Raw genomic sequence first — 15,597 nt, forward strand, 5'->3', positions numbered from 1 at the left:
TTTGGGCGCGGCCTTCTGCTGTTGTGGTGCCTTGGCTCAGAAAGAGAGCGCCGGGCAGCTGTCGTTGGCATAGTAGCTCACCACATCAAGCTCGCCCGCGATGATCTTGGCGCGCGCCGCCTCCACGGCTGCTTTCATCTCGTCACTCACCAGGGCCGCATTGTGGCTGTCCATGGCAACGCCCACGCCTTCCTCGGCGAGGCCCAACACGGTGCTGCCCCCGGTCTCAAGCGCGGTGCCGGCCTTCATGGAGTTGTAGACGGCCACATCCACCCGCTTGAGCATAGAAGTGAGAACCTTGCCGGAGTGCAGGTGGTTCTGGTTGCTGTCCACACCGATGGAGAGAATGCCCTCATCCGCCGCCGTTTGCAGAACGCCCACACCTGTGCCGCCTGCCGCCGCATAGATCACATCCGCACCCTGGCTGATCTGCGCCTTGGCCAGCTCAGAGCCCTTCACGGGGTCGTTCCAGGCTGTCGGGGTCGTGCCGGTCATATTGGCCACAATGTTGATATCCGGGTTCACCGCTTTCGCGCCCTGCGCATAGCCACAGCCAAAATGGCGGATGAGCGGAATGTCCATGCCGCCAATAAAGCCCACGGTGTTTGTTTTGGAGGCCATGGCCGCCATCATCCCGACCAGATAGGAGCCTTGATGCTCCTGAAAGCTGATCAGGGCCACATTTGCCGGAATTTCGGGCAGCCAGCCGTCAATATTCACAAATTTCGTCTCAGGATAGTCGCGCGCGACCTCGTCCAGCGTTGAGGCAATGGCAAAGCCCGTCGTCACGATCGGGTTCGCGCCGGCCTCTGCAAAGCGGCGCAGGGCCTGCTCGCGCTGGGCTTCTGATTGCAGCTCGATCTCGCGATAGCTGCCGCCGGTTTCTTTGGCCCATTTCTCAGCGCCGTTAAAAGCGGCTTCGTTGAAAGATTTGTCAAATTTGCCGCCCAGATCGTAGATGAGGGCAGGTTCGGCCAGTGCGGCGCTCGCACTCAAGGCAAGCGCTGCGGCACCGCCGAGGAATTTTTGCATAAGGCTCATATGGGTCTCCCAGAATTATTGCGCAGGGCAAAGGCCGCTGCGAAAAAGAGCAGATCAGGTGATCAACGCCAATTAGGCGTGTTTCAGGCGAGAGGGTCAACCGATTCTTGCGCCCTGACCCTAAGGCAAGAGCGCTCAAACAGCGGCTTTGCGCCGCAAGACAAGCGCATCAATGGCCGGGCCTTCGGCGCGTGCATAATAGCCGCGCCGCCGGCCCACCTCGCCAAAACCTGCGCTTGCATAAAGCGCGCGCGCCGCGGCGTTGTCTTCGGCCACTTCGAGAAACAGCTGCCTGACACCCGCGCCCTGAAGCCGCGCCAGAAGCTCTGCCAGAAGGGCCGCCCCCGCGCCCTTGCCCTGCGCCTTGGGGCGCACGGCAATGCTCAGAAGCTCGGCTTCATCCAGCGTGATCCGCACCAGCGCAAAGCCCTCGGGCTGCGCAACACAAAGCACCGCTTCCTGCGCCAGCAGATCTGCCATTTCCGCCGCGCTCCAGGGCCGCGCAGGAAAGCAGAGCGCATGGATCTCTGCCAGGCTTGCCGCGTCGCCCTCAGGCATCATCAAGAATGCGCGGCGGCGCATCCGAGGCCGGGGCCGCATCGGCGGCGCGGATGTAAAGCGGGGCAGGGGGCGGGCCGTCGCCGCGCGCCGCTGCAATCCGAGCGATCCGTTCTACCATCTCTTCAGGCTCAGGCAAGTCAAGCGCCCCCGCCGCCTCAGCCACAAGCTCGGCCTCATTGCCCGCCGCTGACAGATAAACCTGCCCCTGCGGCGCGGGCAGGGCCACAGGGCGCGCCGCTGCGTGCCCAAAGCGCGCGGCCTCAAAGCCGCTCACCCCATGCGCCGGAATATTGAGCGAAAGCGCCAGCCCCCGCGCCGCCGAAACGGCAATGCGAATGCCGGTAAAATTGCCGGGGCCAACCCCCACGCCTATCTTGGTTATGTCTTGCCAGTCGCTGTCATGGGCGCGCAACAACTCCTCCAGCAGCCCAAAGAGCCGCTCGGACTGACCGCGCTTCATCGGCTCATAGGCCGTTCCAAGCAGCGCCTGCCCACGCAACAAAGCGGCCGCGCAATGCGCGGCCGATGTGTCAAATGCCAGTGTCAGCCTCTCAGACGGCAACAGGGCGCACCTCTGTCACCTCGGGGATATAGTGGCGCAACAGGTTCTCGATGCCCATCTTGAGCGTAATGGTTGAGGAGGGGCAGCCCGCGCAAGCGCCTTGCATATGGAGATAGACCACACCCTTTTCAAAGCCGTAAAAGGTGATGTCGCCACCGTCTTGCGCCACGGCGGGGCGCACGCGGGTGTCCAGTAGCTCCTTGATCTGGGTGACAATCTCACCATCTTCGCCTGTGTGCTCGGCATGGCCGCCGCCTTGTCCACCGCCGGTTTCGGCCAGCGCGGCCTCACCAGATTGGAAGTGTTCCATGATCGCGCCCAAGACCGACGGTTTGATGTGGTCCCATTCGATGCTCTCACCCTTTGTGACGGTGACAAAATCGGTGCCCAGAAACACACCTGTGACCCCGTCGACAGCATAGATCCGCCGCGCCAGCGGCGATGTCGCCGCACTCTCGGCTGTGGGGAAATCTGCCGTGCCCGTGGCCAGCACGGTCTGCCCGGGCAGGAATTTGAGCGTGGCGGGGTTTGGCGTGGATTCAGTCTGGATAAACATGGCGCGGCTTCCTTATCTCTTTGTCCAGATATGCGCGTGGCGGTTGGCAAAGTCAAGTTTTGGAATGGTTCTAAACTGCGCCGGTGCAGCGCGCGCTGGGGTAAGTTAATTTCTGTTTACAGATATGGCTTTTGGGCGGTGCACGCTCGGTGCACGGCCTGTGCACGCATGTCACCCCCCCCTTTTTGAGGGTGTGTTGCGGGCATTAAAGGCCCAAAACGCGGCCTTAACCCTCTGTTCATAAGTGTGTGGGGGGCAAAAAAACGGCCCGCCATTTGGGGGCCGTTTGAACGTTTGGACGCAGCACGCGCAGTGGCGGCTCTTGCGCGCTCAGAGCTCGGACGCGTGGGTGATGACGCGAGACAGAATGCCGTATTCGGTGGCTTCCTTGGTGTCCATCCAATGGTCCCGCTCGATATCTTTCATAACCTTTTCAAGCTTTTGGCCGGTTTGCTCGGAGATGATCCGGGCCAGACGGGCGCGCATGATCTCGATCTGCTCGGCCTGGATGGCAATGTCGGTGACCTTGCCGCCCACCCCGCCAGAGGGCTGGTGGATGAGAAAGCGCGTGTTGGGCAGGCACACGCGGTCCTCCTTGTCAGCCGCAAGGAAGATATGTGTCCCCGCCGAAGCCACCCAACCTGTGCCGACAATCCGCACCCGCGGTTTGATGAAGCGTATGATATCATGGATAGAATCCCCCGCCTCCACATGCCCGCCCTGCGAGTTGAGAAACAGTGTAATGTCCTCGTCACTCTCGGCTGCAAGGGCGAGAAGCTGGCTGACAACGCGGCTGGCCATCTTCTGGTCAATGGCCTCGCAAATCAGAATTTCGCGGGCCTCAAACAGCTTCTGGGCAAGGGAGCCATTTTTTTTGTCGTCGTCTTTCTTGTCGGTCTCGCTCATGGGTTTTCCTGTATTTTCAGTTATTTATGTGATTGCCTCAAGGCGCTCTTTGCTGAGCTCCCCGGGGACAATCGTGATGGGTATTTCAAGGCTGCCAGCGGCACGGGCCAATTGGGTCACAAGCGGGCCGGGGCCTTTCTTGTCGGGGCTCGCACCCAGCACGAGCACGCCGATCTCGCCATCCTCGCGCACCTGCGCCAAAATCTCGCTGATCGGTTCGCCCTCGCGAATGACCAGCTCAGGGTCCACACCCTGCCGGTCGCGCATCCATTTGGCAAAGACCTCGAAATGCGCATGTATCCGCTCGCGCGCCTCCTCACGCATGATGTCTCCCACGCCGATCCAGTGGTTGAACTCCTCCGGGGGAATCACCGCCAGGATTTCCACGCCGCCGCCTGTTTTGGCCGCTCTCATGGCCGCAAAACGCATCGCATTAAGGCATTCACGGCTGTCATCCAGGACAACAAGAAACTTACGCATTCGGGGCCTCACCTAAGCTGTCGGCTGATCATGACCGAAAGCGCAAGCGCGTTCAATAGAAGCCGTGCAGGATCAGCCAAAGGTTTTCGCGCACTCCAAGGCACGCTCCAGCCTGTCGTTGCCCCAAAAGAGCGTATCGCCCACCGTAAAGCTTGGCGCGCCGAACAGGCCCCGAGCTTGAGCCGCCTCGGTCTGCGCACGCAGCGCGTCTTTCACGGCGGGTTCAGCAGCTTGCTGAACAAGGGCCTGAGCCTCAAGGCCCAATGTGTTCAGCAGCTCGGCAATCACTTCGGGGCGCTCCACCGCCCGGTCTTCGGCAAAATTGGCGCGAAAGACGGCACGGGTAAAGTCCATGGCCCAAGGCTCATGCGCATTGGCGGTGACAATACGCGCGGCCAGAAGAGAGCCGCGCGGGAAACTGCTCGGTTTTTGAAAAGCCAGCCCCGCCGCCGCCGCTTCGCGCGCCATGTCCTGCCAAAGGTAAACGCCCTTGGCAGGGTAAAGCTTGAACGGGCTGTCATTCCACCCCTGTGCGGCAAAGATCGGTCCGAGCAGGATAGGACGCAGCACGAGCGCCACGCCGGCCTCGCGGGCCATGGTTTGGATCCGCATGGCGCTCAAATATGAGTAGGGGCTGGCAAACTCGAACCAAAACGCCAAGGGCTCAGCCATGAGATGCGGCCCAATCCCAATAGAGCGCGCGCACCCGTTGGGTGACAGGGCCGACCTGATAACTGGTGTCTTCAAAGGCCGTCACCGGGGTCACTTTTGACATGTTTCCAGACAGGAACACCTCGTCGGCCTCATGAAAATCATCAAAGCTCAGCACGGTCTCATGGACCTTGTAACCATCTGCGGCAAGGTTTGAGATATGCCGCGCGCGGGTGATGCCGGCCAGAAAGGTGCCATTGGCGATTGGCGTGAAAACCTCACCGTCCTTGACCATAAAAACATTGGCCGTGGCGGTTTCGGCGACATTGCCCATGGCATCGGCCACAAGCGCGTTGCCAAAGCCCTTGGCGCGCGCTTGTGACAGCATCCGCGCGTTGTTCGGATACAGGCAACCGGCCTTGGCATTGACCACCGCGCTCTCAAGCACCGGGCGGCGAAAGCTTGTGCGACACAGGGTTGTGCTGGCCGTTTCTGGCGCAAAAGGGATCTCCTCAAGGCAGATTGCAAAGCCGGTTTCCTCCCGGCTGGGCACAATCGCCGTGACATCGCCCCCGATGCCCCAATACATGGGGCGGATATAGACCGGCGCCTCCTTGGGGAAGCGTTTCAGGCCCTCATGGACGATCTCGACCATCTCCGCGCTGCCCACGGTGGGATTGAGCATCAAAGCTTGCGCCGAGCGGTTGACCCGCGCGCAGTGTAAATCAAGATCTGGCACCAAACCGTCGACTGCGCGTGCGCCGTCAAAGACGGTGCTGCCAAGCCAGGCGCCATGGTCGGCGGCCCGGATCACAGGCGCGTCGCCGTCATGCCAAGTGCCGTCAAAATAGGTTTTGATAGTGCTGCCAACTGCCATGAATAGTCCTCCGTTGCCCAAGGGTAGGCCCGTCAGAACAGAGGGTAAAGCGCGAAATCCCTGCGCCGCGGCTGCTGCTGAAAACAGAGGGTGACACCGACGCTTGCCCAGCCCCTTGCAGGGCCTCACCGCAGGATTTTTAGCGCGACACCAGTGCGCGGGCCAGACCGCGCTTAACGCACCATGCCGATGATTTCATAGGTCTTGTCAAGAATGGGCGCCGCAATGGCCCGTGCCGAGCTGGCACCTTGGCGCAGCAATGCGTCAATCTCGTCCTGATTTTCCATCAGCCGTGACATCTCGCTTGAAATGGGGGAAAGCTTGGCCACGGCCAGCTCTGCCAGCAGCGGTTTGAACTCTGAAAACGGCTTGCCGCCCACATCTTGTAACGCCTGCTGGAGGGTCATGTCAGACAGACCGGCATAGATGTTCAAAAGGTTGCGCGCTTCGGGGCGCCCCTCCAATCCCTCTTCCTCTGAGGGCAGCGCATCAGGATCGGTCTTGGCCTTGCGGATCTTCTTGGCAAGCGTGTCAGCGTCATCGGTCATGTTGATGCGGCTGGCGTCGGAAGGGTCGGATTTGGACATTTTCTTGCTGCCATCACGCAGGCTCATGACCCGTGTGCCCGCTCCCTCGATCACCGGTTCGGTGACAGGGAAAAAATCCACCCCGTAATCATTGTTGAACTTGATGGCGATGTCGCGGGTCAGCTCAAGGTGCTGCTTCTGGTCTTCGCCCACAGGCACATGCGTGGCGTGGTAGGTCAAAATGTCAGCGGCCATCAGCGAGGGATAGGCAAACAACCCAAGCGAGGCGTTCTGGCTGTTCTTGCCCGCTTTGTCCTTCCACTGGGTCATGCGCTGCATCCAGCCCATGCGGGCAACACAATTGAAGATCCAGCCGAGCTGGGCATGTTCGGCCACCTGCGACTGGTTGAAGAGAATCGACTTCGCCGGATCAATCCCCGAGGCGATGAACCCTGCGGCCAACTCGCGGGTTTGACGGCGCAGCGCGGCCGGATCTTGCCAGACGGTGATGGCGTGCAGATCAACCATACAATAGATTGTCTCGTAGTCTTCGTCTTGCATCTGCACAAACCGTTTGATCGCACCGAGATAATTCCCCAGCGTCAAGCCACCAGAGGGCTGGATGCCTGAAAAGACACGCTTTTTGAACACCGTGGCGTTGGTCGGGGCTTGGGGCGCATCTGTCATGATGGGTCTCCGTGTGGCAGTCTGTGCCTAGAAGTTTCTTTGCGCTTGGCTTACTCATGCAGAAAAGCAACGTCAAGCAGAGGCCGCCATGCGCCCCCAGAGCCCCGTGAACGATATTTCTCCTGTGGTTGTCGCGCTTGTTGCGCTGATGGTGATTGTGGAAGGGGTCTTTGCCGCTGCGCAGGCCGGATTGCTGGGCGGGCGCTTGGGGATCGGGTGGCGGGTGGCCGCGATCGAGGATTACGCTGTCTTCGGGAGCCTGCTCAAACTGATGTGGGAGCAAAGCAGCTGGCCGCCAGAGCAGCTCATGCGCCTTCTGAGCTATCCTTTTGTGCATGGCAGTTTCACCCATATGATATTTGCCGCCGCGATCACCCTGGCGCTGGGCAAATATGTCGGCGACAGATTCCGCCCCTGGGCGGTGCTTGCGGTGTTTTTTGCGGCCTCTGTGGCCGGAGCGCTGGCGTGGGGGCTGCTTGTGCGCGAAGCCGGGGTGCTGTTGGGCGCCTACCCGGCCGCTTATGGGCTGATCGGCGCGTTCAGCTACATTCTCTGGGTGCAGCTGCGCGCCTTGGGCGAGCCGCAGCTGCGGGCTTTTCAGCTCATAGGTGTGTTGCTGGTCATCCGGTTGGTCTTGGGGCTGTTGTTTGGTTCTGATGGTGCCTGGGTGGCTGAGCTGGTGGGATTTTGCACCGGTTTTCTGGTGTCTTTCCTGGTCAGCCCCGGCGGTTTTGCACGTCTGCGCGCCACTATCCGCGGCGCAGGGCGGCCCTGACCTCAGCCAGGCGGAAGGCCCCGAAAAGCTGGCCGAGGCCAAAATAGCTCACAAGGCTCACCAGCACCAGCAGGGCGAGTGCCAAATAGCGGCTCGGCCCTGCGGTAAAGAGCGCAGAGAGCGCAAGATTGCTGGCCCAAAGCAGCGCGGCCATGGCCAGAGCGGCCAGCACAATCCGCCAGATCCGTTGGCGAAAGCGCCTGTCCAGCCGGGCCAGTTCGCCGAATTTCAGCGCGCCAAAGCCAAGCTGGGCAACCATGACCCAAGCGGCCACCGAGGCCGCAACGGCCGGTGCAAGCCAGCCGAGATAGGGCTTGAGCCCGAAAGCCAGCGCCGCGTTGATCAGCATCGCCACAAGGGCAAAGCGGAAGGGGCTTTTTGTATCTTCGCGGGCAAAAAATAGCGGTTGCAGAGTTTTTTGCAACACAAAGGCGGGCAGCCCAAGGCCGTAGATGCTCACCGCCACAGCCGTTGCGGCAGCGTCATCGCTGGTGAAGTTGCCACGCTCAAAAAGCACCGATACCAATGGTAGGGGAATCACAAGCAGCGCCAATGCTGCGGGCAGGGTGAGCGCCAACGACAGCTCTGTGGCCCGCGAATAGGCATTCTGCGCGCCCGCTGTGTCTGCGGCTTTGAGGCGGCGCGACAGATCGGGTAGCAAAACGATGCCCACAGCGATACCGACCACCCCGAGCGGAAGCTGATAGAGGCGGTCGGCCGTATAGAGCCAGCTGACAGCTTTTTCATAATCCGAGGCCACCAGCTGCCCCACCACAAGGTTGATCTGCACAACACCCATCGCCAATGCGGCCGGCACGGCGACCCGCAACAGCCGGCCCATTTCGGGGCTGGGACGTGGCCATTTGGGCACAATGCGCAGCCCCGCACGGCGACTGGCGACAGCGACGAGCGCAAGCTGGGCGACCCCTGCGAAAGGCACCATCCAGACCAGAGCCAGCGCAACGTTGCCACCTCTCATGGCTGCATACAGCATGGCACAGGACAACAGGATATTGAGCAAGACCGGCGCAGCCGCAGCGGCCGCAAAGCGGCCCGTGGCATTGAGCACGCCTGAAAACAGCGCCGCCAGCGAGATAAAGAAAATATAAGGAAAGACAATGCGGCCAAAGCCTGTGGCCAGATCAAAGCGCTCATCCCCGGCAAAGCCCCCGGCGGTGGCCCAGACAAGCGCTGGCATGAAGACCAGGGCCAGCCCCGTCAAGGCCAATAGCGCAAGGCTCAGCCAGCTCAAAGCGGCGGCGGCAAAGCCTTCCGCATCTTCGCCCGCCTCGAATTTTTTGGCAAACATCGGCACAAAGGCCGCATTGAACGCACCCTCCGCAAAAAAGCGGCGAAACAGGTTGGGCAGGCGGAAAGCCACAACGAAAGCATCCATCACCGCACCAGGGCCGATGTAGGAAGAAATCAGAATGTCGCGCAGAAAGCCCAGGATACGGCTCATCAGCGTCCAAAAGCCGACGGTAAATATACCTGAGAGAAGGCGAATTTGTTTCATTCAGGGCGCTCGCTTGTTGCCTGATCAGGGTTTAGACGATTGGCCGCCCACAAGGAAGCGCAGGTTTTGAGCCCGCCCCCAAGGATATGTCCGCCAAAAGGGGATGTCGCTATGAGCGGGCGCGTTCGGCACCTTCGGAGATGGCGCTGCGCAGTTTGTTTTCCAGCGTTTTTTGTTTGCTCTCGGTATAGAATTTCAACCCGAACATGTCTTTGACATAGAAGGTGTCGACCACCTGTTCACCATAGGTCGCTATCACGGCAGAGGCGATGTAGACATTGGCATTGGCCAGCGTGCGGGTGAGATCATAGAGCAGACCCGGGCGGTCGCGGGTATCGACCTCGATGATGGTGTAGATTTCGGAGCCTTCATTGTCGAAGGTGATCGACGTCGGCACCCGAAAGGCGCGTTCGCGCTTCTTAAGCTTGTCGCGGGTCTGGATGGCCTCCCCGGTGATCAGCTCTCCGGCCAGGGTGCGCTCGATCATCTTGCGCAGCCGCGGCAGGCGGCTGGCTTCATAGGGGTGTCCCTCGGCATCTTGCACCCAAAAGGCTGCGGTGGCGTAGCCGTCTTTGGAGGTGAAGGTGCGCGCGTCAACAATATTGGCGCCCGCCAGCGCAAGAGCGCCGCACATGCGGCTGAAGATGCCGGGGTGGTCGGCCATCACAAAGCACACGCGGGTGGCGTCGCGGTCTTCATCCGGGTGCAGATCCATGCGGATTTCGCTGTCATTCAGCCCTTTGAGCAAATTGGCAAACACAACATGGGCGGTCACATGAAGGCCCTGCCAGTAGGGGGGATAATGGCGCGCAGTCTCGTGTTTGATGTCCTTTTTGGGCCAATCCGACAGCTCGGCCCGCAGGGTTTTCTTGGCTTCGGCGCCGCGGTTTTCGCGGTTGAGGGCTTCCATTCCCTCTTCCAGCGCATGGCGGGTCTGGCGGTAGAGGGCGCGGATAAGCGCCGCTTTCCAGTTGTTCCAGGTGTCCGGGCCAACGCCGCGGATGTCACAGACTGTGAGCACGGTGAGCAGATCGAGCCTTTTGACAGATTGCACGGCCTTGGCAAAATCGCGCACCGTGCGAGGATCGGCGATATCGCGTTTCTGGGCCATATCGGACATCAAGAGATGGTAGCGCACCAGCCATTCAACCGTGTCGCAATCATTGCGGTTGAGGCCGAGCCGAGGGGCAACTTTGCGCGCAATCTGGGCCCCGAGAACAGAATGATCCTGATCGCGGCCCTTACCAATATCATGCAAGAGCATAGCCACCATGAGGATCTTGCGGTCCACGCCACCGCCGCGCAGGATCTCGGTGGAGATGGGCAACTCTTCCTCAAGCTCAAGCCGCTCGATGCGCGAGAAATGCGAGATCACCTGAATGGTGTGCTCATCGACCGTATAGGCGTGATACATGTTGAATTGCATCATGGCCACGATCGGCTCAAATTCGGGAATGAAGGCTGCGAGCACCCCGAGTTCGTTCATGCGGCGCAGGGCGCGCTCCGGGTTGCCGTGTTTGAGCAGCAGATCCAGAAAGATGCGCTGGGCTTCGCGGTTTTCTCGGAATGGCTCGTCAATGAGAGGCAGGTTTGCTGTGACAAGGCGCATAGCATCTGGATGGATGAGCATTCCTGTGCGCAGCCCTTCTTCAAACACCCGCAAGAGATTGAGCGGATCGGAGAGAAAACGGGTTTCATCGGCAACGGCAAGGCGGCCGTGAATGATCTCATATCCTTCTTTTGCCTTGGGCTTTCGGGCAAAAATGCGCTGGAGCAACGGTTCTGGCTTGGCGTGTATCGCTTCAAGTTTGGTCAGAAAAATGCGCGTCAGATCGCCCACGCGGGTTGCGGTGCGAAAGTAGTCCTGCATGAAGTGCTCAACGGCGCGCCGCCCTGAGCTGTCGTGGTATCCAAGGCGCTCGGCCACTTCGACTTGCAAGTCAAAGCTGAGCTGTTCATTGGGCCGTCCGGTGATCAGATGCAGCTGGCAGCGCACCGCCCATAGGAAGTTTTCGGCCTTTTCAAACAAGGCGAATTCTTCGGGTTGAAAGACCTTCAGGCGCACCAGTTCTTCAATGCTTTCCACATGGTGCACATATTTTGCAATCCAGTAGAGCGATTGCAAGTCACGCAGCCCACCTTTGCCCTCTTTGACATTGGGTTCCACGACATAGCGCTCGCCCTGGCGCTCGTGGCGCTCGTCGCGCTCGGCAAGCTTGGCGGCTACAAATTCGGTTTCACTGCCTTGGAACAGTTCATGGCTCAATCGCTGGATCAACTGGCTGGCCACAGCGGCCTCTCCGGCCAGAAACCGCTGCTCCAGGAGGGCAGTACGAATGGTGAAATCTTCACCGCCCAGGCTGATGCATTCGGAAATTGTGCGGCTGGCATGGCCGACCTTGAGGCGCAAATCCCAGAGCATGTAGAGCATGGATTCGATCACGCGCTCCGCCCGGGGCGTGATGGTTTTCGGTGTCAAAAACAACAGGTCTACATCTGAGTGTGGCGCCATTTCGCCGCGCCCGTAACCTCCAACAGCCAGAAGCGCCAGCTGTTCGGCGGGGTCTGTTTTAACGGATGGGTGCATCACCTCGCTGGCAAGCGCGAAAGCGGCTGTCACAAGGCAATCGGCGAGCCAACAATAGGTTTGCCTGGCCTGTTTCGCGGCGAAAGGGGTGCTTGCAAGGCCCGCTGCAATTGCCTCCATGCCAGCTTTGCGCTGGCCCAGCAACAGGGTGATGGCCGCCTTGCGCAGCGCGGCTTCGTCAGGCCCGTGCTCGCGCGCGAGCTGTTGCAGCTGCTCTGTCAGGCGTTGCCGATCCAGGATTTGCCCGGCAGGGCAGATCAGCTCGGTGGGCGGCTGCGGGAGGTTGAATTGCATATGTGCCTCAGAAGCCCGCACCGGCGAAGGCACGGGGGGCGGCGTCAATGATCACAAGCTTCTTGTCTTGTATCTGCCCAATGGCCAGGCCGCGCTCGTTTGTGCCATCCGCACGAAACCGAAAGATTCCGTTGGACCCCTGAAACCCGGCGCTTTGCGTCAGGGATGCGCCTGACAGCGCATTTGGCTTCCCGGTGCTGGCCAGCGCGCCAACCGCGGCGAGCCCGTCATAGGCCAATGCGGCAAGCGGATGGGGCAACGCGCCATAGGCCGCTGCGTAGCGGTTTGAAAAGGCTGTGGCTGCTTCGGGCTGAGGCAGAGCGAACCAACCGCCCTGAAGCCCGGAAAGCTGCATGTTTTGCGCCGGGATATCCCACCGCGACAGCCCAATGAACTGGGTGTTCTGGGGGCTTATGCCAACATCGGGCAACATCTGGGCGTAAAACGGCAGGGCGGCATCCGAGGTGGAGGTGAGAAAGATCGCATTGGCGCCCGTGGCCTCTTTTGTGGCCTTGATCCGCTGGATCGCATCAGAGACCCCTTCTTGAGAGCGCTCGTAGCTGACTGTGCCTGCGAGCCTTGCCCCGCTTTGGGCGATGGCCTGGCTGATGGCCGCCTTGCCAAGTTGACCGCCGATCTCGTCATCATGAATGACAAGTATATTGTCTTTGCCATTGCGCTTGGCAAACGCTGTGAGGCGTTCGGCGGTGTTGGCAAAGGTGGCTCCGAGCAAGAACAGATTGCCCCCGGCAATGGTGGTGTTGTTTGAAAAGGCGAGCACATTTACCCCGCTTGGGGCAACAGCCACCGCGGCCGCATTGGCTGACTCGGCACGCAGGGGGCCAATGATGATCTGGGCACCGTCTGCGACGGCCTGCTTGGCGGCGAGTTCGGCGCGCTGGGCCTCGCCTGCGGTGGCATAGACCCGCAAGTCGATTTGCACGCCTTCAAGGTCGGCCACGGCGAGGCGCGCGGCATTTTCAAGCGAATCGGAAATGAGCGTATCCCCGCCAATTTCGCTTCCGCGCGGCACCAAAAGCGCGACACGCACCGGCACACCAGCCTGAAAATTCCCGCTGCCTGACAGGGCCATCGGCTGGCAAGCCGACAACCACAGCAGAGCGGACAGCGCCAAAAGGGCCACGAAGGACTTGCGAGCAGCATTGAAAACAGCAAACATGGATAACTCTTTCTCCCTGAGGCTTGAAGATCGGGGACAGTGCGCGCACAGTCTGTCCAAGCCGGTTTGATTGCCGGTGATAATAAACGTCACGACGTGGGGGTCTAGGGGTGATTCATAAAGAAACGGTGCTGGAGCCGATGCTCTACCTGCTGGCCACGCCGCTGGGAACCGCGCGCGATATCACGTTGCGGACCTTGGATGTCTTGGCCAGTGCGGATGTTCTGGCAGCCGAAGACACCCGCACACTCAAAAAACTTATGGAAATTCATGGAATTGCGCTGGGCGCGCGCCCGGTGATTTCCTATCACGATCACAATGGCGCGCGCGCGCGGCCCAAGCTGCTTGAGGCGCTCGCGGCGGGCAAATCGGTGGCCTATGCCTCGGAGGCGGGCACTCCGATGATCGCGGACCCGGGCTATCATCTGGTGCGCGATGTTCAAGCCGCCGGCTTTGGCGTGACATCTCTGCCCGGGCCGTCTGCTGTTATCACGGCACTGACCCTGGGTGGGCTGCCCACGGATGTGTTTACTTTTGCAGGCTTTCTGCCCAACGCCAAAGCGGCGCGGCGCAAGGCCCTGGCCGGGTTTGCGGACATCGAGGGCACGCTGGTTTTTTATGAATCACCCAAACGTGTGGCCGGCATGATTGCGGATGCTTCGGACATTCTGGGCGCCACGCGTGAGGCGCGTATTTGCCGCGAACTCACCAAGAAATTTGAAGAGGTGATTGCCGGTTCGCTGGGGGAGCTGTCAGAAGTGCTGGCAGAGCGCAGCCTGAAGGGCGAGATCGTTGTTCTGATCGGCAAAGGCGCACCGCTGGAGGTGACACAGGAGGCCTTACAAGAGGCTCTTGAGGCGCTTTTGCAGGACATGAGCCTGCGCGATGCAGCGGACAAGCTGGCGGCAGACACCGGTGTCAAGCGGCGCAAAATCTATCAAATTGGCCTTGAGCTGCAAACGCCTTAAGCCTTTGTTAGCCAATATGTGCTGAGATGCCTTATGATGTCTCACTGCCGCACTCATCCGTCTCGCCCCGCACAGCGCCGTGGAAAAACTGCCTACCTTGCAGGGATTGCTGCCGAGCAGTCGGCGCGCCGCCGTTATGAGCAGGCGGGCTATCGTCTGCTGGCAGAGCGCTGGCGCGGTGGAGGCGGGGAGATAGATCTGATTTTTGAAAAGAACGGCGAGACTGTTTTTGTTGAGGTCAAGCGGGCCCGGGAGTATGCGCAGGCGCTGGCGCGGATTGGCCCGGCGCAACAGGCGCGTATCGCGCTGGCCTGTGAAGAATATGCCGCCCGCCTGCCGCAGGGGCGGCTCAGCCTGATGCGAATAGATGTGGCCTTGGTCAATGGAACGGGTGCCTGCCATATTGTCAAAAACGCTTTTGGCGCGTGAGCCATTGAAGCTTGCGCCAATCTCGGCCATCAATGCGCTCATCGCTGCAAGAAGGCTGGCCCATGAAAATCGCATTTCAAATGGACCCGATTGGTCCGATCAACATCAATGCCGATAGCACGTTTCGAATTGCCGAGGAGGCGCAAGCGCGCGGACATGCGCTTTTTTATTATACGCCTGACAAGCTGAGCTATCGGGAAGGGCGCATTCTTGCGCGCGGGCATGCGCTGACAGTGCAGCGCGTTGAGGGTGACCATTTCGCCCTTGGGCCAGAAACCGAGGTGGATTTGTCAGACTTTGATGTGGTCTGGCTGCGCCAAGACCCGCCTTTTGACATGTTTTACATCACCACCACCCATTTGCTTGAGCGCATTCACCCGAAAACGCTGGTTGTGAATGATCCTTTCTGGGTGCGCAACTACCCTGAGAAGCTCCTTGTTCTGGACTTCCCCGATCTGACGCCGCCCACCATGATCGCGCGGGATTTGAACGATCTGAAGGCCTTCAAGGCCGCGCATCAGGATGTGATTCTGAAGCCGCTTTATGGCAACGGTGGTGCCGGAGTTTTCCGCCTCACACCGCAGGACCGCAACCTTGCCTCTCTGCATGAGCTCTTCACAGCCAACAGCCGTGAGCCATTGATTATGCAGAAATTTCTGCCAGATGTCTCCAATGGTGACAAGCGGGTGATCCTTGTGGATGGCACAGCCGTCGGGGCGATCAACCGTGTTCCGGCGGCAGGGGAAACCCGCTCGAACATGCATGTTGGCGGCCGGCCTGAAAAAGTCGGCTTGAGTGAGCGTGATCTTGAAATTTGCGCCCGCATCGGGCCGCTTTTGAGGGAAAAAGGGCAAATATTTGTCGGGATAGATGTGATCGGTGACTATCTCACCGAGATCAACGTCACTTCGCCCACCGGTATCCAGGAGCTGGAACGCTTTGATGGTGTCAATATTGCCGCCAAAATCTGGGATGCGATTGAGGCCAAGCGCCCTTGACC

16 protein-coding genes are annotated in these 15,597 nt (G+C 60.1%); 4 read left to right on the top strand and 12 right to left on the bottom strand.

Annotated elements, in window-relative coordinates; all coding sequences use genetic code 11:
• Positions 1-36: 36 nt before the first annotated feature.
• From Q0478_RS11790 to trpS, 9 genes are all read right to left on the bottom strand, one after another.
• Positions 37-1,041 (bottom strand): BMP family ABC transporter substrate-binding protein, encoded by a 1,005-nt coding sequence (locus tag Q0478_RS11790; protein ID WP_298679511.1) that lies wholly within the window; start codon positions 1,039-1,041, stop codon positions 37-39.
• A gap of 135 nt (positions 1,042-1,176) precedes the next feature.
• A complete protein-coding gene (gene rimI / locus Q0478_RS11795) occupies positions 1,177-1,602 on the bottom strand; it encodes a ribosomal protein S18-alanine N-acetyltransferase (RefSeq protein WP_298679562.1) in 426 nt (141 codons plus the stop codon).
• The gene (gene tsaB / locus Q0478_RS11800) at positions 1,592-2,164 is read right to left on the bottom strand and encodes a tRNA (adenosine(37)-N6)-threonylcarbamoyltransferase complex dimerization subunit type 1 TsaB (protein WP_298679512.1); all 573 of its coding nucleotides are present in this window, start codon (positions 2,162-2,164) and stop codon (positions 1,592-1,594) included. Before tsaB ends, rimI begins: the two co-directional genes overlap by 11 nt.
• The gene (locus Q0478_RS11805) at positions 2,154-2,720 is read right to left on the bottom strand and encodes a NifU family protein (RefSeq protein ID WP_298679513.1); all 567 of its coding nucleotides are present in this window, start codon (positions 2,718-2,720) and stop codon (positions 2,154-2,156) included. The genes tsaB and Q0478_RS11805 overlap by 11 nt, the downstream gene beginning before the upstream one ends.
• 330 nt (positions 2,721-3,050) lie before the next feature.
• Complete coding sequence (locus Q0478_RS11810) at positions 3,051-3,626, bottom strand: ATP-dependent Clp protease proteolytic subunit (RefSeq protein ID WP_298679515.1); 576 nt, start codon at positions 3,624-3,626, stop codon at positions 3,051-3,053.
• 24 nt (positions 3,627-3,650) lie between these two features.
• Positions 3,651-4,106: a universal stress protein gene (locus Q0478_RS11815; RefSeq protein ID WP_298679516.1), complete on the bottom strand. Its 456-nt coding sequence runs from the start codon at positions 4,104-4,106 to the stop codon at positions 3,651-3,653.
• A gap of 72 nt (positions 4,107-4,178) precedes the next feature.
• Positions 4,179-4,778 carry a 2-hydroxychromene-2-carboxylate isomerase gene (locus tag Q0478_RS11820; protein ID WP_298679518.1) on the bottom strand — a complete coding sequence of 200 codons (600 nt, stop codon included), beginning with the start codon at positions 4,776-4,778 and terminating at the stop codon, positions 4,179-4,181.
• Entirely contained in the window at positions 4,771-5,634 is an 864-nt protein-coding gene (locus Q0478_RS11825; RefSeq protein WP_298679520.1) for a branched-chain amino acid aminotransferase, read from the bottom strand. Before Q0478_RS11825 ends, Q0478_RS11820 begins: the two co-directional genes overlap by 8 nt.
• A gap of 173 nt (positions 5,635-5,807) precedes the next feature.
• Complete coding sequence (gene trpS, locus Q0478_RS11830; protein ID WP_298679521.1) at positions 5,808-6,848, bottom strand: tryptophan--tRNA ligase; 1,041 nt, start codon at positions 6,846-6,848, stop codon at positions 5,808-5,810.
• An 88-nt stretch (positions 6,849-6,936) separates the two neighbouring features.
• Here trpS and Q0478_RS11835 point away from each other — a divergent pair, with 88 nt between their 5' ends.
• Positions 6,937-7,623 (top strand): rhomboid family intramembrane serine protease, encoded by a 687-nt coding sequence (locus Q0478_RS11835; RefSeq protein WP_298679523.1) that lies wholly within the window; start codon positions 6,937-6,939, stop codon positions 7,621-7,623.
• On the opposite strand, the gene murJ is transcribed toward Q0478_RS11835, so the two are convergent.
• From murJ to Q0478_RS11850, 3 genes are all read right to left on the bottom strand, one after another.
• Entirely contained in the window at positions 7,598-9,139 is a 1,542-nt protein-coding gene (murJ, locus tag Q0478_RS11840; protein WP_298679525.1) for a murein biosynthesis integral membrane protein MurJ, read from the bottom strand. The two genes, Q0478_RS11835 and murJ, sit on opposite strands and share 26 nt — an antisense overlap.
• A 109-nt stretch (positions 9,140-9,248) precedes the next feature.
• On the bottom strand, positions 9,249-12,020 hold the full coding sequence (locus Q0478_RS11845; RefSeq protein WP_298679527.1) for a [protein-PII] uridylyltransferase: 2,772 nt from the start codon (positions 12,018-12,020) through the stop codon (positions 9,249-9,251).
• Positions 12,021-12,027: 7 nt separating this feature from the next.
• Entirely contained in the window at positions 12,028-13,200 is a 1,173-nt protein-coding gene (locus tag Q0478_RS11850; protein ID WP_298679529.1) for a penicillin-binding protein activator, read from the bottom strand.
• Positions 13,201-13,340: 140 nt separating this feature from the next.
• Between Q0478_RS11850 and rsmI the strand changes: the two genes are divergently transcribed.
• The 3 genes from rsmI (at position 13,341) to gshB (ending at position 15,595) form a co-directional block, all read left to right on the top strand.
• Positions 13,341-14,168 (top strand): 16S rRNA (cytidine(1402)-2'-O)-methyltransferase, encoded by an 828-nt coding sequence (rsmI, locus tag Q0478_RS11855; protein ID WP_298679564.1) that lies wholly within the window; start codon positions 13,341-13,343, stop codon positions 14,166-14,168.
• 33 nt (positions 14,169-14,201) lie between these two features.
• Positions 14,202-14,597 (top strand): YraN family protein, encoded by a 396-nt coding sequence (locus Q0478_RS11860; protein ID WP_298679531.1) that lies wholly within the window; start codon positions 14,202-14,204, stop codon positions 14,595-14,597.
• A gap of 62 nt (positions 14,598-14,659) precedes the next feature.
• On the top strand, positions 14,660-15,595 hold the full coding sequence (gene gshB / locus Q0478_RS11865; RefSeq protein WP_298679533.1) for a glutathione synthase: 936 nt from the start codon (positions 14,660-14,662) through the stop codon (positions 15,593-15,595).
• Positions 15,596-15,597: the final 2 nt, after the last annotated feature.

This window comes from uncultured Lentibacter sp. (assembly GCF_937123735.1).
In the GTDB taxonomy this organism is placed as follows: Bacteria; Pseudomonadota; Alphaproteobacteria; order Rhodobacterales; family Rhodobacteraceae; genus Lentibacter.